Here is a 17947-nt window from a genome sequence, read left to right on the forward strand (position 1 = left end):
TGCTCCTGTCGTGGCGGCTACTTGGTCTGCCAGGCGTACCAGCGCGTGGCGATCTCGTCGCGATGCTCGGCCCAGTAGTTCATGTCGAGGTTGATCTGGCCATCGACATGGGCGTCGGGCAGGCCCTTGACGACGTCGGCGGGCATTTCGGCCTTGGCCTTGGTGTTGATCGGCGCGTAGCCGCTCGCCTCGGCGAATTTCGCCTGGCCGGTCGGGCTGGTCGCGGCGGCGAGGAACTTCATCGCGCTGTCCTTATTCTTGGCGCCCTTCGGCACGACGAGAACGTCGGCGGCGGTGAGGTTCTGGTTCCAGGAGACGCCGACATCGGCGCCGTCCTTCTCCAGCGCGAAGACGCGGCCGTTCCAGAGCTGGCCGAAGGCGGCCTCGCCCGAGGCGATGAGCTGCTGCGACTCGGCGCCGCCGCCCCACCAGACGATGTCCGACTTGATCGTGTCGAGCTTCTTGAAGGCGCGGTCGAGGTCGAGCGGATAGAGCTTGTCCGCCGGCACGCCGTCGGCGAGCAGTGCGATCTCGATCACGCCGGGCGCCGACCATTTGTAGAAAGTCCGCTTGCCGGGAAACTTCTTGGTGTCGAACATGTCGGCCCAGCTTGCCGGCTCGCCGGAGACCGCGCCCTTGTTCCATGCCAACACGAAGGAATAGTAGAAGCTGCCGACGGCGTTCTCGTTGCTGAAGCGCGGGTCGAGATCGGCCTTGGGCACCGTCGCGAAGTCGATCGGCTCGAGCAGCCCATCCTTGGCGGCCTTGATGGCGAAGTCCATCTCGACATCGACGACGTCCCAGGTGACGTTCTTGGCATCGACCATGGCCTTCAGCTTGCCGTAGTCGGTCGGGCCGTCCTGCAGCACCTTGATGCCGGAGCTGGCCGCGAACGGCTCCGCCCAGGACTTGGTCTGCGCCTCCTGGGTGGTGCCGCCCCAGCTGGTGAAGACCATTTCGTCGGCCTTGGCGGCGGTCGCCGAAAGCAGTCCGGCGAGAACGCCGGCTAAGATCAGTTTCATGTCATTCTCCTCTGATTTCTCTGTTCCGTTTCTTGTTCTTGTCAGTGCACCCTCGTCATGCCGTTCTCAGCGCATGACGAAGGGATCGGGGATCGGCTCGTCCGAGGTCTTGATCCAGACCGATTTCGAGCGCGTGTAATCGCGGATGGCGTCCAGCCCGCCCTCGCGGCCGAGACCGGACAGGCCATAGCCGCCGAAGGGGACGAGCGGCGACACGGCGCGATAGGTGTTGACCCAGACGACGCCGGCATGGATGTCGCGCACCATGCGGTGCGCCTTGCCGAGATTTGAGGTGAAGACGCCGGAGGCGAGGCCGAAGGGCGTGTCGTTGGCGAGCGCCAATGCCTCGGCCTCGGTGTCGAAGGCAAGCACGCTGAGCACCGGTCCGAACAATTCCTCGCGCACGCAGGGCAGGTCGCTGGCGCCGGCGTCGATGATGGTCGGCGCGTAGTAGAAGCCGGCGCCGCTGTCGGGTCGCTTGCCGCCGGTGACCAGCTTGCCGCCGGCTACGAGGCTTTCGGCGACGATGGTCTCGATCCGGTCGCGCTGTCGCTGCGTGGCTAAAGGCCCCATCTCGGTCGCCGGGTCCTGCGGGTCGCCGATGCGGATCGCTTCGGCCTTGCGCTTCAGGCGGCCAAGGAATTCGTCCTTCACCGAACGTTCGATGAGCAGCCGCGAGCCGGCGACGCAGCTCTGTCCGGTCGCGGCGAAGATGCCGGCGACGACCGCATTGGCGGCGCTGTCGAGATCGGCGTCGGCGAAGACGACGACGGGGCTCTTGCCGCCGAGCTCCAGCGTCGTGTAGGCGAGGTTCTCCGCCGTGTTCCGGACGATGGCGCGCGCCGTCGACGGACCGCCGGTGAAGGCGACGCGCGCGACCAGCGGATGGCTGGTCAGGCGCCGACCGCAGTCCTGGCCGAAACCTGTGAGGATGTTGACGGTGCCGGCGGGAAAGCCGGCTTCCTGAACTAGCTCGGCAAAGGCGAGAAGCGGCGCCGGGCCGTCCTCGGAGGCTTTCAACACGACCGTGCAGCCCGCGGCGAGCGCCGGGCCAAGCTTGACCGCCGAGAGGAAGAGCTGCGAGTTCCACGGCACGACAGCCGCAACCACGCCGATCGGCTCGCGGCGGATGGTGACGTCAAGATCCGCCTTGTCGATCGGCACATGCGCGCCTTCGTGCTTGTCGGCGAGCCCGCCATAGTAGCGGTAATAGTCGCCGACATAGGCGATCTGGGCGCGGGTCTCGCGGATGATCTTGCCGGTGTCGCGCGTCTCCAGCTCGGCCAGGCGGCCGGCATTGGCGGCGACGAGGTCGCCGAGCCTGACCAGCAGTTTGCCGCGCGCGGTCGCTGTCATCGAGGCCCAAGGACCCGAGCGCAGCGCGCGGTGCGCGGCCTCGACGGCGCGATCGACATCGGCTTCGCTTGCCGCCGGCATCGTCGCCCAAGGCGCGCCGGTCGACGGATCGACGCTGTCGAAGGTGGCGGACGGCTCGTCGAAGCGGCCGTCGATGAAGTTCCTGAAAAGAGCGTCGGTCATGGAAGCTCGCGATCAGAGGAAGGCCGGCATCACCCGGTCGATGAACAGTTGCAGCGATTTCTTCTTGCGCTCGTGCGACAGGCCGCTGTCGATCCAGATCGAGTACTGGTCGTAACCGAGCGCCTCATAGGCCTTTAGCCGGGAAATGACTTCGTCCGCCTCGCCGATCACCAGGTTCTGGCGCATCTTGTCCGGCGCGTATTGCGGCATGGCGGCGATCTCGTCGGCGGTCAGCGGTTCCAATATGCCCTGGCGCACCGGCTTCTTGTTCTGGAACCAGGCGCCGAACTGGCAGTAGAAGCTCGACAGGTCCTGGCTGAGACGGTTCGTATCGGCCGCGTCCTCGGCGACGAATGTGTGCATCAACAGCATGATCTCCGGCCGTGCGATCTCCGGATGCGCATCGCAGGCGGCGTTGAAGCGCTGCATCAGGCTTGTCACCTCATCGTCGCCCGAAGCCAGCGGCGTCACCTGCACTTTGCATTGGTTGGCGACGGCGAAGTCGTGCGAGTTCGGGTCGCGCGCCGCCACCCAGATCGGCGGATAGGGTTTTTGCACTGGCTTGGGCGAGGAAGTGGTGGAAGGGAACTGCCAGAACTCGCCCGAGAATTCGAAGTCGCCATCCCAAAGGCCGCGGATCGCCGGGATCATCTCGCGCATGCGCTGGCCGGCGCCCCAGGCGTCGAGCCCGGGGAAGACGCGCTGGTATTCGTAGCTGTAGGCGCCGCGGGCGATGCCGATATCGAGACGACCGCCGGTGATGACGTCGGCCATCGCGGCTTCGCCGGCAAGCTTGATCGGGTGCCAGAAGGGCGCGATGATCGTTCCAGTGCCGAGGCGGATGCGGCTGGTCTTGGCTGCCAGATAGGCGATGTTGATGAAGGGATTGGGCGAGATGGTGAATTCCATCCCATGATGCTCGCCGATCCAGGCGGTCTCGAAGCCAGCCTCTTCCGCCAAAAGGACCAGCTCTCCCAACTCGCTCAGCAGCTCCGTATGCGGCTTGGCGAGATCGGTGCGTTCCATATGCACAAAGAGCGAGAACTTCATCCCTGGTCACCTGTATTGAGCGAAGCGGCATCAGACCGAGCAAGCGGCCGCACCTCGCCTTCGACCTCGTTGCCGACATAAACGCCGAACGCATCCTCAGTGCATTCGCGCACATAGCGGGCAAGCATGGAGCGAATGGCCGGATCGGCGATCTTCAAGGCGTCGACCGCGTCGATGTCGATCAGCCGGATGCCGCGATCACTCGATGCCGGCACATCGAACGTGCCGCGATAATAGACATGCGTGCGCGAGGCGTCGCCAGCATCGTCCCATACGGCGAAGAGGAAACCGAGCTGCGCCTCGATGGCTTTTGCGGTGAGAAGCCCGTTGAGGCTCTTGCCGTCGCTTGCCGAGCCAAGGCCCCGGCCGCGCGGCAGTTCGAGGAAGCCGTCCGGCGTTTCCAGGAACAGGATGCGACCGCCATTTTCGAGGATGGCGCCGACATCGGTGCCGGGCTGGGCCGCGGCCAATGCCTCCTGGCTGAGGCCGGGCGTGATGTAGGCGCCGCGGCAATAGCCGAGCGGCTGCGCCGAATTGTGCTGGAAGTCGCGGACGCGGCCGATGAGGATCGAATGATCGCCGGCCTCGACCAGCCGCTCCATGTCGCAGTCGAAGCAGGCGACCGAGCCGTCCAGAACGGGGCTGCCGGTTCGTCCCGGCTGCCAGTCGACCGAGGCGAATTTGTCCGGCGCCTTCGAGGCGAAGATGCCGGAGGCCGCTTTCTGGCTCTCATTCAGGATGTTGATGGCGAAGCTTTTTGCGGTCGCGAACACCGGATGTCCGAGAGCCTTGTGGGCGATGCAGACCAGGACCAGCGGCGGATCGAGCGACACCGAGGTGAAGGAGTTGGCGGTGAAGCCGCGCGGCTCGCCTTCCAGCCCGATCGTGGTGACGATGGTGACGCCAGTGAGGAAAGACCCCAGCGCGCGGCGGAACTCGCCGCTGTCGAAGCCGGCGTCTGTCGCTCCGTTGCCATGCTCGACCGCGTCGCCTTCGCCGAGGAAATCGACGATGTGGCGCGTGGTCAGGTCGGGCGCTGCCACCGCCATCATGTGCCGTTCACCGGGCAGCACAGTGCAGCGGCCCTGCGGCGCCAGTCGCGCCATGGCGGCGGACATTGCAGGCGAGGAATTCTTGTCTTCCGAGCCGGTGATGAACAGGGCGGGCACGGCAAGGGTCTGCAGTCGGTCGGCGTGATCGCTATCGGCACGGGCGAACAGGCGATAGGTGCGGGCGTAGCCTTCGGGATCGACCTCACTTAGTGCCGCCGCCGTCTTTTCGGCTGCCGCCATGAGCCCGGCGGGAACCGGATCGCCGAACCAGCGCGCAATGGTCTGCGCGGCACCTGCCGCGTCGCCGCGGCAGGTGAGGGCGGCGGCCCGCTCGCGGACTGCCGCGGCCAGTTCGGGCGGACGCCGGAACACGGCGTTGAGCGACACTATGCGGCTGACGCGCTCCGGCGCAAGCAGAGCCAATTCCTGCGCGACGAGGGCGCCCATGGAATGGCCGACGACCGACACTTTGTCGAGACCGAGATGATCGAGCAGCCGGATCGCTTGTCGGGCGTAGTCGGCCAGTTCCGGATTTTCTGGCGGCAGCGGCGAGCGGCCGTGGCCGAGCATATCGATGGCGATGACGTCCCAACGATCCGCCATCCGCTCGATCTGCGGCCGCCAGATCGCCGCGTTCATGCCGACGCCATGAATGAACAGCACCGGCGCGCCCGATCCGGCGCGGATGAAGCTGGTGCCGTCGGGCGCGGCTGCCCGGGTCCATTGAAGCGCGGCGTCAGCCATGCAGGTCGCCCACTTCCCTGAGGTCCTGGTAGCGGTCGCCGATGCGGTGATGCGGGCGGCCGCCGATCGAAGCGCCGAGCGCCACGACCAATTCGTCCGGGGCCGGCGCGTCGCCGATCTGGAAATGCACGGTCAGGTAATGCGAGCGCCGGCCTTCGTCGTTCTTGTCCATCAGCGGGATCATGATCGGCGTGTTCGGCCCGCCGCGCAGATTGGTGAAGGCAAGATAGGTCTTGGCGCCGACGGCGCGGCGATAGTGGTTGCCGAAGTGGAGCGTGTGGATCAGCGCCGAGGCATGCTCGATCTCGCCCGACGTGCCGCAGATGGCGGCCTTGCCGTAGCCTTCGATCGCTTCGCCCGAACCGGCGGCGGCGATGATCTCGCGGGTCAGGGTCTCTCCGAGCACGGGCGCACAGGCGCGGATCTCGGGTGAGAGGTCCTCGGTGAAGCCGCGACCCGCCCAGGGGTTCGTCAGCACGGCGGCAACGCCGATCAGGCGCAGCGGCCTGGGTGCTGCCTTGCCGCCTTCGATCAGCGTGTTCTCGGTGTAGGTGACGATCTTGCGAATGGCCGGCTGCATGAAAACCTCTGTCGGGGCGGCGCTCACGAAAAAGCGCCATTTTCTGTGTCGTCTTATGGTATACCATACTATGGAGCACCAAATACCTTGTCAATTGGCCATGGAATCTGTTTTTGTGGCGCCGCAGGGAGCAAGGACATGCAGGACGACACGCTTCGCATCGACCGCAGCGCCAAGACCTTGAGAACATTGGCTCTCGAGCGCATGCGCGAGGCCATCATGGATTTTCATTTTCAGCCGGGCGAAAGGCTGGTCGAGCGGCCGCTTTGCGACCAGCTCGGCGTCAGCCGCTCGGTTGTGCGCGAGGTTTTGCGGCAATTGGAGGCTGAAGGCCTCGTACAAATGATCCCCGGACATGGGCCGGCGGTGGCGAGGCCCGACCTCGGCCGCACCGACGAGATCTATGAGCTCAGAGCCCTGCTCGAAGGGATCGCGGCGCGTGCCTGCGCGCTATCGGCGACCGATGGCCAACTGGCTGTCCTCGAACGTGCGCTCGAGGCCCTTTTTGAGGCCTGGGCGTCCGGCAAGCCGCCGGCGGTGATGCGGGCGACGACCGGGTTCTACGAAGCGCTGTTCGAGGCCGCGGACAAGCGCGTCGCCTGGGAGATCGTCAGCGGGCTGAATGTGCGCATCAACCAGCTGCGCTCGATGACGATCGCATCAGTGAACCGGCGGGAGCCGGCGATCGCCGAAATGAATGCGATCATGAATGCGATCCGGGCGCGCAAGCCGGAGGAGGCGGAAGCGGCGGCGCGGCGGCATGTCGAATCCGCCTGGAAGATCGCCCGCACGGCGCTGCAGCCGCCAGACGCTTGAGGACCGCCTATGCGTGGAATGTTGCCCGCAGCCAGGCGGTGATCGCGTCGAAGTCGATCGGCTTCGTCGTGTCGACGTCGAAAAGCGGTCCGCGCCGCAGTGGCTCGGCGCGTTTGGCCAGCTCGATCAGCTCGGGGATGTAAGCCGCGCCCGGATGGCCGGCGGGCCTCTGGTCAAGCCGGGCGCCGTAGCGCTCGGCAAGGACCTCGCCGGGGGCATGGCACCAGATTTCGGCGGTCCGCTCGACGCCGGCTTTACGCAGATGATCCTCGAGAACGTCTCGCGGCTGGAAACCGAACCAGGCATCGACGACGAATGTGGCGCCCGCCGGAGCTTCGCCGACAACGGACCAGATCGCCTGGTAGCTGGCGCGGCCAAGCGTGCGGTTGAATTCCCGGTCGGCGCCGCCGAGTATTTCGAGGAACGGGTTCTTGACCGTGTCGAGCGCCAGCAGAGGCCAGCCCATGCGGTCGGCGATGCCGCGCGAGACGGTGCTCTTGCCGCTTGCCGGGATACCGTTGACGAGCACGGCGCGCCTCGGCGATGGCGTGCCTGCCTTCGCTTTGAGCGCCTGCAGGCCGGCGCCGATCACGCCGGCGTCGTCGCCCAGCATGGCCGGCTCCACCTGGCATTGATACCAGGGCGCCAGCGCCGGCGCATGGGCAAGCGCCCGGTGCGCCGCCCGGCCCAGGCCGCCGCCCAGCAGGACAAGGTCGGGGTCGAACATGGCGACAGCCGAATCGATTGCCGCCCGCAACGGCTTGGCCCAGGCCTCCAATATGCCGCGCGCCGTGCCGTCGCCGGTCGCGTCGCGAGCAAAGAGCAGATCGACGGAGACACCCTGCCCCAGGCCGGCGCGCGCGATGTGGCGGCCGAGCGCCGTGCCCGAACTGGTGGTCTCGACGCAGCCGCGCCGGCCGCAGGCGCAGATCTCGCCGTTGACATCGACGCTGATGTGGCCGAGCTGGCCGGCCGTCGCGCGCCCGCGCATGATGTGCCGATCTTGAGCGACGGCGCCGCCGATGCCGGTGCCGATGGTGAACATGACGACATTGTCGTGCCCCGCGGCCGCCCCCAGCGCCATTTCGGCGACCAGCGCCATGTTGCAGTCGTTGTCGAGCACGACGGGCTTGCCGGCCATGCTCTCCAGCCGCTGTTGCAGGGCGACCGAGGCGAGGTCGACGTAGCCGCCCGACAGCACCGCGCCGCGCCTTGCATCGACGCGGCCGGGAACGCCGACGCCGATGGCCGCCACCTCGGGCGTATCGAGAAGGCGCACCATGTCGGCGATGCGGCCGAGCACCAGTTCCGGATCGGGCGCGCTTTTCTCAGCGACGCGCTTGAGGATTTCACCCGCGCCCGAGATGCGGGCGGCACGCAGATTGGTGCCGCCGATATCGATCCCGATGGCCATCGACCTTTGTGGCATGACGTCCTGTGCGTTGCTGAGCGCAGATCTCGAAAGGCGCGGCTCAGGCGGAGCCGGAAGCCCGTTCCTCGCGTCTGCCTACAATGCTCTAAGCGGCTTTCCGCCGATAGTGCCCGATCACCGCCTGGATCTCGCGCAGTCGCGGCACGGCGATGGTCTTCAGCCTTTCGCGCTGGATGTCACGGTCGAGCGAGATGCAGTCCTTCCACAGCGAACGGCCGGCGATGACGCCGGACGCGCCGTTCTGCATAGCGATCTCGACCTGGCCGAGGAAGGTCGCGTGGTTGACGCCGGCCGACAGTACCGCCCACGGCACCTCGCCCGCCATCGTGGTGATGTTGGCGCAGGCCTCGGCCGTGCCGGGATAAGGAAGCTTCAGCACCTTGGCGCCGCACTCCAGCGAAATCCTCGTGCCTTCCTCGACGAGCCAGGGCGTCTTGGCCGCATAGTCCTCGGGGCTTTCGCCCTCGAGCTGATAGGTCAGGAACTCGACGACCAAAAGCAGGTCCTCTTTGCCGAAGTCGGCGATGCACTGGCGCAGGATGGCGATGTTGTGCTCGTTGGCTGCGGGCTTGTCGGCCCTGAGGTAGACCATGATCTTGCCGCCGGTGCCGCCCAGCTCGCGCACGCGCCGAGCGTCGATGCCGGGAACGAGGCGCGACAGGCGGTAGCCCTCGGGCGAGACATCGAAGCCGGAGGCGTCGAGGCCGATGAGCAGCGCGGTGTCGCGGTTCAGCACGCCTTCGTCGACCACACGCGGCACGGCGCAAAGCGGGTCGAGCAACACGCAGGACGCGGCGCTGGCGAGGTAGCGCGTGATGTCCGCCTTGGTATCGCCGAGCATGTCGTTGGTGATCTTGGCCTGCTCGGCCGGGTCGGACGCCAGCAAGGTGCGCATGCCGCCGCGCTGGTCGCAGGCGATGGCCACCATGGCCCCGTCCGGTCCGCAGATTTGCTGGTAGCCGCGCAACTCCGCAGTGGTCATCTTCGTCATGGTCTTTTCGTCCGTGTTAGGCGCTCTCTCGCCGAGGGCGCGGATCAGGAATGTTCAGTTTCACCCGCCGGCCGGCGGGCGATTTTTGCCGCCTTGATGTGCCTTCGGCTGCTGAACAAGCGGCCTCGCCAGCGCCGTGACCTCAAGTTGCGGGTTCGCCGGATTTGCGCGATAACTCCCGTCGGCGTATGTGCGTGTAACACGTTGCTGAAAGGAATTGCAAGCTGTCTGCCTCTCCCATCCAGGATGCGACCGCATCGCGCACCATGCTGCACACGGTCGCCAAGCTGCATTACGAGGCGGAGATGTCGCAGGTCGACATCGCGCGGCAGCTCGGCGTCTCGACGGCGACGATCTCGCGCCTGCTGCAGCGCGCGCGGGCCGAGGGCATCGTGAGGATCGAGGTTATCGATCTGGTGACGCCGGAGGACATCACCAGACAGCTGATCGACCGGCTGGCGCTTCGTGACGCCGCGGTGATCGAGACGCCGTCGGCCGGCGCGCTGACGGCGCTCTCCGCTCCGCTCGGCGGCCTGCTCAAGCAGGCGCAGCTGGCGGCCGGCTCCGTGGTGGCCATCGGCTGGGGACGCGCAGTGCGCGAGGTGATCCGGGCCGGTCTGCCGCGTATTCCGGGCGTTCTCACCGTCGCCGCCACCGGCGGCATGCAGCAGCACGCCCCGCATTTCCAGATCAACGAGTTCGTGCGGCTTGCGGCCGAGGAGTTCGGCGGCACGCCGCACTTCATCCATGCGCCCTATCTGCCGTCGAGCGAGCTGCGCGACGTCTTCCTTGGCGATACCGCGATCCGCGATGCCGTGGCGCTTTGGGACCGGACCGACGTCGCGATCGTCGGCGTCGGCCTGCCGCATGCCATCAACGCGCCGGAGGCGAGCGCCGCGACGCCGAGCGAGCAGGCGCTGGTCCACGCGGCGGGCGACGTGCTTCGGCATTATTTCGATGCCGAGGGCGCGCTGATCGCCTGGGAAGGGGAGGGCCGGATGATCGCGATGTCGCCGGCACAGCTTCGCGCCGCGCCGCTGGCGATCGGCGTCGCCGCCTCGCCGGAGAAGGCAACCGCGATCATCGGCGCCGTCCGCGCCGGGCTCATCAATGCCTTGGTGACGGACACGAAGACGGCGCAGGCCATCCTCGACACTCTGCCGTCTCGTTAAACCGCTGGCAGCCGGCCAGTGCAGGTCGCCGGCGAAATCAGTTGTGTCGCCGCAAGCTCGGAGCAATAGTCCGCCGGGGCCTCTTCAGAGCAGGCAGATGCTGTCCGGTGCGAAAAAGCTGTCGCTGCAACCTCGGAAAAACCGAGTTGCAATTTATTTCTGCAAAGTGTTACAAGTTTGTGCGCTCGGCTTGGACGAACCCCCGAGTGGCGCAGTTGCTCAACGAGACTGCGGCTAATGGCCGGTCGGCTTCGACCGGCTGACATATCGACCGGAGGGCGCTTGGGAGGAAAGCTGCCCGCGACAGCAGACAGGCGTTCCCGGCCGTCGGCATCCCGAGCGGATCGGCGGCCATTCCAGTCACTTGCAATGGCAAATCTGCCAACCACAAAGAGGAGGAGTTCATGAAGAAGATCGTTGCCGCGCTCGCGGCGCTCGCCGTCAGCGCCACGGTGCTGATGGCGCCCGCGCAAGCGCAGGACAAGAAGTACACCATCGCGCTCATTCCGGGCCTGACCACCGACGGTTTCTACATCACCATGCGCAAGGGCGCCCAGGCGGCGGCCGACGCGCTCGGCGTGAACCTGGTTTTCCAGGGCGCCCCGGACTTCAACCCGGTCACCCAGGTGCCGGTGCTTGACGCCGTCATCGCCAAGAAGCCGGATGCGATCCTGATCGCGCCGACCGACAAGGTTCAGCTGGTCGAGCCGCTGCGCAAGGCCAACGACGCCGGCATCCCGGTCCTCACCGTCGACACCTTCATCGGCACCGGCACCTACCAGACCGGCGCCGGCGACGCCGATTTCCCGCTGGCCTACATCGCTTCCGACAACGTGCTCGGCGGCGAGATCGCGGCACGCGCCTTGGCCACCGCCATCGGCGACAAGGGCAAGGTCTATGTATCGAACGTCAAGCCCGGCATCTCGACCACCGACCAGCGCGAAGAGGGCTTCAAGAAGGAGATGGCCAAGCATACCGGCATCACCGTGCTGGAGACCCAGTTCAACGACGACGACGCCAACAAGGCGGCCTCGCAGCTGCAGGCGGTGTTCGCCCGCAATCCCGATCTCGTCGGCGTCTTCGGCGCCAATCTGTTCTCGGCGCTGGGCGCCGCCAACGGCGTCAAGCAGGCCGGGCAGACCGGCACCGTCAAGGTGGTTGCCTTCGATGCTCCGACCAGCATCGTCGACAACATCAACACCGGCCTGGTGGACGTGGCGATCGCCCAGCATCCGGCAGAGATCGGTTATTTCGGCGTCGTCTCGGCCTATGGGCACCTGACCGGCCATTCGATCCCGGTTTCGATCGGCACCGGCTTCACGATCATGGACAAGTCCAACATCGCGGATCCGAACATCTCGAAGTATCTATACTCCGAGTAACCAAACGCGTTTGGTCTCCTCCCGGCCTGCCGGGAGGGGACCTGCGCCTGAAGCGAGCCGCCCCGCGGAGCATTCATGACCTCGACATCATCAACCCAGCAGGCCGAAAAGCATATCGCCCCTCAGGCCGACCACAGCGAAGCGGCCAAGAGCTGGATCCGACGCATCGCCGAAGGGCGCGCATGGCTGTTCCTCGCCGCCTTGATCGTCTGTTTCGAGGTCTGGTCAAGGGTCGTCTATGGCGCGACCTTCGTGCTCAATCCGTTCAATCTGCAATCGATTGCGATATTCGCCGTGGCGCCGCTGCTGCTCGCGACCGGGCAGACCTTCGTCATCATTTCGGGCGGCATTGATCTCTCGCTCGGCTTCATCATGGGGCTGGCCGCCGTCATTGCGGCGCATGCGACCAACATGGCCGGAGCCGCCATCCCCTTGCCGCTGGCGATGCTGGCCGGAATTCTTGCCGCCGTGATCGTTGCCGGCGTGCCCGGCGTCATCAACGGCCTGTTGATCTCGCGCCTCAGGGTGCCGCCTTTCATCGGCACGCTTGGCATGTTCGGCGTCGCGCGCGGCGCCGCCTACCTGCTTGCCGGGGGCACAACGGTGCCGGTGCAGAATTCCTGGTTTGCGCTGCTCGGCAACGGCAAGTTCTACAGCGTGCCCTACCTCGTCATCATCACCGCGATCTTCGTCATCGTGATGCACTACATTCTGAGCCAGACCCGGTTCGGCCAGCACAATTACGCGATCGGCGCCAACGCGCAGGCCGCGCGCCGCGCCGGCATCGACATCAAGGATCACATACTGCGCCTTTACGTGCTGTCGGCGATGTGCGCCGGCCTCGGCGGGGCGCTCTATGCCGCGCGCTTCACCGCGGGCGCCGCGCAGGCCGGCGAACCGCTCTTGCTCGACAGCGTCGCCGCGGTTGTGATCGGCGGCGCCAGCCTGTTCGGCGGCTCCGGCACGATCTTCGGTACGGTGGCCGGCGCGCTGGTGATCGCGGTCATCCAGTACGGGCTGGTCTTCGTCAATGTCGAGCCGTTCTGGCAGTTCATCGCCGTCGGCGTCGTCATCATCATTTCCGTCCTTATCGACCAGGCGCAGCGCCGGTTCAGTGGAGCCCGTCAGGATGAATAGCAGCGTGCAGACCGCTCCCCTCCTCGAAGTCCGGAACCTGTCCAAGCACTTTGGCGCCGTGCGCGCGCTCAACGATTTCTCCATGGTCGTGCGGCCGGGCGAAGTGGTGGCGCTTGCCGGCCAAACGGGCGCCGGCAAGACGACGCTGATCAAGGCGATATCCGGGGTCTATCAGCCGACCGGCGGCGAAATCCTGCTGAGAGGTGAGCCGGTGAGCTTCGCCACGCCGCAGGAGGCGCGCGAGAAAGGCATTGAGACGATCTACCAGGATCTCGCTTTGGCCGACAATCTGTCGATCGGCGCCAACATCTTCCTTGGCCGCGAGCCGATGCGCAAGGCGTTCGGCTTCCTGCCCGTGCTCGACCGCAAGGCGATGGCCACGGCCGCCAAGGAGACGATGAGCCGGCTCGATTTCCATGTCAGCCGGCTGGAGGCGCCGGTCAGCAATTTCTCCGGCGGCCAGCGACAGGCCGTCGCCATCGGCCGCGCCGTCTATTGGGACGCGCAGATTCTGATCATGGACGAGCCGACCGCGGCGCTCGGCGTTCCGGAGCAGCGCAAGGTCATCTCGCTCATCCACCAGCTCAAGGCGCAAGGGCGCGGCGTGATCTTCATCTCGCACAATCTGCAGGATATTTTCGCCGTCTCCGACCGCATCGTCGTGCTCAGGCGCGGCATCCAGGCCGGCGAGCGCAAGATCTCCGAGACCAATCACGACGAAGTCGTCAAGCTGATGGTCGGCGGCTAGGTCTTTTTGAGCATGATCTTATCCGAAAACCGGTTCCCACTTTTTGCTACGCTGACCTTCGGTTCGGGATCATGCTTTAGCCGGCGTCGCGGTTGGTCAACGCGATGTGGCAGCAGCCGGAGCCATGGCCCGGCGTCCAGGTGACGTTGGCGAAGCGCACGCCGGTCGCCTCGAACAGACCGCGGTCGAAGGCGCCGGCGATGCGGCAGAGCGTAGCGAGCTTTTCCTCAGCAACGCCGGCCTCGACCCAGGCGTCCTTCAGCGGGCAGCGCTTCACCTTGAAAGCGATGTGATCCGGGCCGCGATCGACGTCGGTCGGATACATGCGGCCGCCATCCGGACTGACGGAAAGGAAGGCCTCGCCGATCGCCAGCGCATCATTAGGGCCGAAACCGGCGAAGGCCGCCGCGGCGACTTCCTGGCCGCGCTTTTCGATGGTGCGGATCATCACCGCTTCGGCCCTTTCGGCGCCAAGCTCGGCGGTCAGCTCATCCAGGAAGAGGCGATAGAGATCGGCCCTGTTGCGAAAGGCGAAATCGAGCTCGCGCGACAGTTTTTCGGCTCTGGCTGAGGGGTCGGTCATGGTTGGTTCCTGTCCAGTCTCGGCGTTGCCGCCACCAGCGCCTTGCCGATCGCCGATTGCGGGTTGGCGATGACGGCGCGGGCATCGCCGCTCTCGGTGATCCGGCCGGCGTCGAGGATGACGATGCGATGCGCGACGGCGCGGATGACGCCGAGGTCGTGCGAAATGAAGAGATAGGCGATCCGTTCCTGTCTTTGCAGGTCGAGCAGCAATTCCAGGATCTGCCCGCGCACCGAGACATCGAGCGCCGACACCGCTTCGTCGAGCACGATCAGGGATGGCCGCGCGGCGATGGCGCGGGCGATCGCCACGCGCTGGCGCTGGCCGCCGGAAATCTCGTGGATGGCGCGCCCGGCAAGGCCGGCATCGAGGCCGACGCGCTCCAGCAGCGCCGCGATGCGGCGCGGGCGTTCGGCGCGCGAGGCGATGCCGTGGATGCGCAAAGGGTCGTCCAGCACGCGCGCCACCGTGGCGCGCGGATTGAAGGCCGCGAGCGGGTCCTGGAACACCATCTGCAGCCTTGCGCGCTTGGCGCGCAGCGCAGCGCCGGAAAGCGCAAGGAAGTCCATGCCCTCAAAGTCGATGCGGCCGGCATCGGGCTCGATCAGCCGCAGCACCAGCCGCGCGATGGTCGACTTGCCGCTGCCGGACGGACCGGCAAGCGCCAGCGTTTCGGCCGGGTCGATCTCGAACGAAACATCGTCGACCGCAGGAAAAGGCTTGCCGCCGCGACGATAGTGCTTGGCAAGGTTGGAGACGGCAAGCACGGTCATGCCGAAGCGCCTTGTCCGTCAAGCAATGGCTCCGCGTCGAGGCCGAGATGGGCATCGAGCAACGACCGTGTATAGGCATGGCGCGGCGCGTCGAGAATTTGGCGGGTCTCTCCAAGCTCGACGAGTTCCCCATTGCGCAACACGGCGATGCGTTCGGCAAGTGTGGAGGCCAGCGCTATGTCGTGGCTGATGAAGATGAGCGTCATGCCGTCCTCGGCGACCAGCCGGCGGATCAGGGCGACGATTTCGGCCTGGACGATGGTGTCGAGCGCGCTGGTTGCTTCGTCGGCAATCAACAGCTTCGGTCCAGCGGCGATGGCGGCGGCAATCGCCACGCGCTGCTTCTGGCCGCCGGAGAGCTGGTGCGGATAGGCGCGCAGGGCGGCTTCCGGTTCGGGCAGCCGGACGCGTTCGAGCAGGGTTTTGGCTTTGGCGTAGGCTTGCGGCCAGGTCAGACTGAGATGCGCGCGTGCGACTTCGGCGATCTGCTTGCCGATCGGCATGACAGGGTCGAGGCTGGAGGAGGGATCCTGGAAGACGAAGCCGATGTCGCGGCCGAGGAGAGGTGCACCAATTGCGGGCGGTTGGCGTTCTGTCACGCCCCCCTCTGTCCTGCCGGACATCTCCCCCACTTGGGGGGAGATTGAACTGTCGCGTCCGCTTTCGCCAATTTCCAACTGTGCAGGGGGAGAGCCGGCCGCGGAACTGCCAATCTCCCCCCTTGTGGGGGAGATGTCCGGCAGGACAGAGGGGGGCGCGAAGGAATGAGACGTTTGCGATTTCGGCATCTTCCATTCGATCGAACCGTCAATCTTAGCCGACCCAGCCAGCAACCCCGCAATCGCCAGCGCCAGCGTGCTTTTCCCTGAGCCGCTCTCGCCAATAATCGCCAGGCGCTCGCCAGCCTCTACGTCCAAGCTCACACCTTTCAGCGCCGCCACCTCAGCACCGTCGCTGCGATACCTCACCGAGAGGTCGCGGATGGAAAACAGCGCGGTCACGACAGGCTCCTGCGCACCGCGGTGCTTTCCACCACGCCCTCGCCGGCGAGGTAGACGCCGAGCACCGTCAGCACCAGCGCGAGGCCGGGAACGATCGATAGGAACGGCGCGGTGCGCAAGACAGTGCGGCCTTCGGCGATCATGCCGCCCCAGGTGACACGGTTGGGATCGCCCAATCCCAGGAAGGAAAGTGCCGCCTCGGTGAGGATGGCCGCCGCGACGATCACCGACGACAGCGCCAGCACCGGCGGCAAGGCGTTGGGCAGCACTTCGCGGAAGGCGATCGCAATCGGATGCATGCCGATGACGCGGGCGCCGGCGACATAGTCACGCTCGCGGATGGAGAGGACTTCGGCGCGCGCCACCCGCGCGGGTCCGGTCCAGGCACCGAGCGCTATTGCGGCGACGACGACGCCGAGCGATGGGCCGACGATGCTGACGAAGGCCAGCGCCAGCAGAAAACTCGGCACGGTCTGGAAGGCGTCGGTGACGCGCATCAGCACCTCATCGATCAAGCCTCCGGCGAAGCCGGCCAGCGTGCCGATCACCGCGCCGATCAGGAGTGCCGCGGCGGCCGCCGCCAGTCCGACCGCCAGCGAGGTGCGGGCGCCATGGAAGAGTTCGGCCAGCACGTCGCGGCCGAGCCGGTCGGTGCCGAGCGGCAGCGACCAGTTTTGGAACGGCGGCAGCAGTGCCGGGCCGGCGATCGCCTGCGGGTCACCCGGGAAAAGCAGCGGCGCCGCCAGCGCCATCGCGACCAGCAAAGCAAGGATGAGCACGCCGGCGATCGCCTCCGGCGTGCGGAAGAAGCGGAGCAGCCGGTTCATGCGCCGGCCTCGCTGGCGCCGACGCGCGGATCGAGAAAGGCGTAGGCGAGATCGACCAGGAGATTGATGACGACGACCAGCACGGCGCTGACCAGGATTATGCCGAGCAGCAGCGGCGTGTCGCGGCCGGCGACGGCCTCCTGGGCCAAGCGGCCGAGACCGGGCACGGCAAAGACGCTTTCGATGACGACGCTGCCGCCGAGCATCTGCGCCGATTGCAGGCCGAGCATGGTGACCAGAGGCAGCAGCGCGTTGCGGGCGACATGGGCGAGCACGATGCGGCGGCGCGGCAGGCCCCTGGCGCGGGCGGCAAGCACGAAATCCTGCCGCCAGGCTTCGGCCATGCCGGCGTGCATCATGCGCAAATAGAGCGCGAGATAAATGAAGCCGAGCGCCGACACCGGGAGCACGAGATGGGTGGCGATGTCGGCGGCCCGCGCCAGACCGCCCTTACCGGAAGCGATAGTTTCGATGCCGCCGATCGGCAGCCAGCGCAGGTCGACGGCGAAGACCACGATCAGCACCAGGCCGAGCCAGAAGCCGGGCACGGCATAGAGCGCCAGCGAGCCGATGGAGAGGAAACGGTCGCGAAAACTGCCGGGCGCGGCACCTGCATAGATACCGAGCGCCGAGCCGAGGCCGAAGGAAAGCGCGGTGGCGCTGCCCATCAGGATGAGCGTGGTCGGCAGGCGTTCGAGGATCACGTCGCGGATCGGCCGCGAGAAGGTGACCGAATGGCCGAGGTCGAGATGCAGCAATGCCCAGAGATAGTTGGCAAGCCTAGTCAGCTCGGACTGGTCGAGGCCCCAGCGGTGGCGCAGCAACTCAATCATGCCGGCATCGCCGCCGGTCGAGACGATATAGGCGTCGACCGCGTCGCCGGGGGCGGCTTCGAGCAGGAGGAAGCTGCCGATGACGACGATCAGCAGCACGAAGATGCTGCCGACGAGACGACGGCGGAGGATGGTGAGGGCGCGGGTCATGCCGAAATGACGCCGCTTGCAAACGTCTGAAGTCGCGCTCTACGGCGCCCCCCTCTGTCCTGCCGGACATCTCCCCCACTTGGGGGGAGATCAGCTGTGATCGCGGTTTTCGCCA

General features: G+C 66.5%; 17 protein-coding genes. 5 read left to right on the forward strand and 12 right to left on the reverse strand.

Annotated elements, in window-relative coordinates; all coding sequences use genetic code 11:
- Nucleotides 1-17: 17 nt before the first annotated feature.
- The 5 genes from AC4FWB_RS09510 to AC4FWB_RS09530 form a co-directional block, all read right to left on the reverse strand.
- Nucleotides 18-1022 (reverse strand): ABC transporter substrate-binding protein, encoded by a 1005-nt coding sequence (locus AC4FWB_RS09510; RefSeq protein WP_491025740.1) that lies wholly within the window; start codon nt 1020-1022, stop codon nt 18-20.
- A gap of 66 nt (nt 1023-1088) precedes the next feature.
- Entirely contained in the window at nt 1089-2561 is a 1473-nt protein-coding gene (locus tag AC4FWB_RS09515) for an aldehyde dehydrogenase (protein ID WP_491025741.1), read from the reverse strand.
- A gap of 12 nt (nt 2562-2573) precedes the next feature.
- Nucleotides 2574-3611 carry an LLM class flavin-dependent oxidoreductase gene (locus AC4FWB_RS09520; RefSeq protein WP_491025742.1) on the reverse strand — a complete coding sequence of 346 codons (1038 nt, stop codon included), beginning with the start codon at nt 3609-3611 and terminating at the stop codon, nt 2574-2576.
- Nucleotides 3608-5407 (reverse strand): alpha/beta fold hydrolase, encoded by a 1800-nt coding sequence (locus AC4FWB_RS09525; RefSeq protein ID WP_491025743.1) that lies wholly within the window; start codon nt 5405-5407, stop codon nt 3608-3610. The genes AC4FWB_RS09520 and AC4FWB_RS09525 overlap by 4 nt, the downstream gene beginning before the upstream one ends.
- Nucleotides 5400-5987, reverse strand: coding sequence for an amino acid synthesis family protein (locus AC4FWB_RS09530; protein ID WP_491025744.1), 588 nt, complete (start codon nt 5985-5987; stop codon nt 5400-5402). The genes AC4FWB_RS09525 and AC4FWB_RS09530 overlap by 8 nt, the downstream gene beginning before the upstream one ends.
- A gap of 138 nt (nt 5988-6125) precedes the next feature.
- Here AC4FWB_RS09530 and AC4FWB_RS09535 point away from each other — a divergent pair, with 138 nt between their 5' ends.
- On the forward strand, nt 6126-6803 hold the full coding sequence (locus tag AC4FWB_RS09535; protein WP_491025745.1) for a GntR family transcriptional regulator: 678 nt from the start codon (nt 6126-6128) through the stop codon (nt 6801-6803).
- A 7-nt stretch (nt 6804-6810) separates the two neighbouring features.
- Here AC4FWB_RS09535 and AC4FWB_RS09540 read toward each other — a convergent pair whose 3' ends face one another.
- Both AC4FWB_RS09540 and AC4FWB_RS09545 read right to left on the reverse strand, forming a co-directional pair.
- Nucleotides 6811-8217, reverse strand: a complete 1407-nt coding sequence (locus AC4FWB_RS09540; protein ID WP_491025746.1) for an ROK family protein — start codon at nt 8215-8217, stop codon at nt 6811-6813.
- Nucleotides 8218-8320: 103 nt separating this feature from the next.
- A complete protein-coding gene (locus tag AC4FWB_RS09545; RefSeq protein ID WP_491025747.1) occupies nt 8321-9226 on the reverse strand; it encodes a tagatose-bisphosphate aldolase in 906 nt (301 codons plus the stop codon).
- Between the two features lie 266 nt (nt 9227-9492).
- Between AC4FWB_RS09545 and AC4FWB_RS09550 the strand changes: the two genes are divergently transcribed.
- The 4 genes from AC4FWB_RS09550 (at nt 9493) to AC4FWB_RS09565 (ending at nt 13665) form a co-directional block, all read left to right on the forward strand.
- Nucleotides 9493-10398 (forward strand): sugar-binding transcriptional regulator, encoded by a 906-nt coding sequence (locus AC4FWB_RS09550; protein ID WP_491025748.1) that lies wholly within the window; start codon nt 9493-9495, stop codon nt 10396-10398.
- A gap of 404 nt (nt 10399-10802) precedes the next feature.
- Nucleotides 10803-11780: an ABC transporter substrate-binding protein gene (locus AC4FWB_RS09555; RefSeq protein ID WP_491025749.1), complete on the forward strand. Its 978-nt coding sequence runs from the start codon at nt 10803-10805 to the stop codon at nt 11778-11780.
- Between the two features lie 75 nt (nt 11781-11855).
- A complete protein-coding gene (locus tag AC4FWB_RS09560) occupies nt 11856-12917 on the forward strand; it encodes an ABC transporter permease subunit (RefSeq protein ID WP_491025750.1) in 1062 nt (353 codons plus the stop codon).
- Nucleotides 12910-13665, forward strand: a complete 756-nt coding sequence (locus AC4FWB_RS09565; RefSeq protein WP_491025751.1) for an ATP-binding cassette domain-containing protein — start codon at nt 12910-12912, stop codon at nt 13663-13665. The genes AC4FWB_RS09560 and AC4FWB_RS09565 overlap by 8 nt, the downstream gene beginning before the upstream one ends.
- Before the next feature lie 76 nt (nt 13666-13741).
- Here AC4FWB_RS09565 and AC4FWB_RS09570 read toward each other — a convergent pair whose 3' ends face one another.
- The 5 genes from AC4FWB_RS09570 to AC4FWB_RS09590 are packed head-to-tail and all read right to left on the reverse strand — an operon-like array spanning nt 13742 to nt 17832.
- A complete protein-coding gene (locus AC4FWB_RS09570) occupies nt 13742-14248 on the reverse strand; it encodes an L-2-amino-thiazoline-4-carboxylic acid hydrolase (protein ID WP_491025752.1) in 507 nt (168 codons plus the stop codon).
- Nucleotides 14245-15021: an ATP-binding cassette domain-containing protein gene (locus tag AC4FWB_RS09575; protein ID WP_491025753.1), complete on the reverse strand. Its 777-nt coding sequence runs from the start codon at nt 15019-15021 to the stop codon at nt 14245-14247. Before AC4FWB_RS09575 ends, AC4FWB_RS09570 begins: the two co-directional genes overlap by 4 nt.
- Entirely contained in the window at nt 15018-16022 is a 1005-nt protein-coding gene (locus AC4FWB_RS09580; RefSeq protein WP_491025754.1) for an ABC transporter ATP-binding protein, read from the reverse strand. Before AC4FWB_RS09580 ends, AC4FWB_RS09575 begins: the two co-directional genes overlap by 4 nt.
- Entirely contained in the window at nt 16019-16849 is an 831-nt protein-coding gene (locus tag AC4FWB_RS09585; protein WP_491025755.1) for an ABC transporter permease, read from the reverse strand. The genes AC4FWB_RS09580 and AC4FWB_RS09585 overlap by 4 nt, the downstream gene beginning before the upstream one ends.
- Nucleotides 16846-17832, reverse strand: a complete 987-nt coding sequence (locus AC4FWB_RS09590) for an ABC transporter permease (RefSeq protein WP_491025756.1) — start codon at nt 17830-17832, stop codon at nt 16846-16848. Before AC4FWB_RS09590 ends, AC4FWB_RS09585 begins: the two co-directional genes overlap by 4 nt.
- Nucleotides 17833-17947 lie beyond the last annotated feature (115 nt).

This window comes from Mesorhizobium sp. LEGMi-168a (assembly GCF_058312955.1).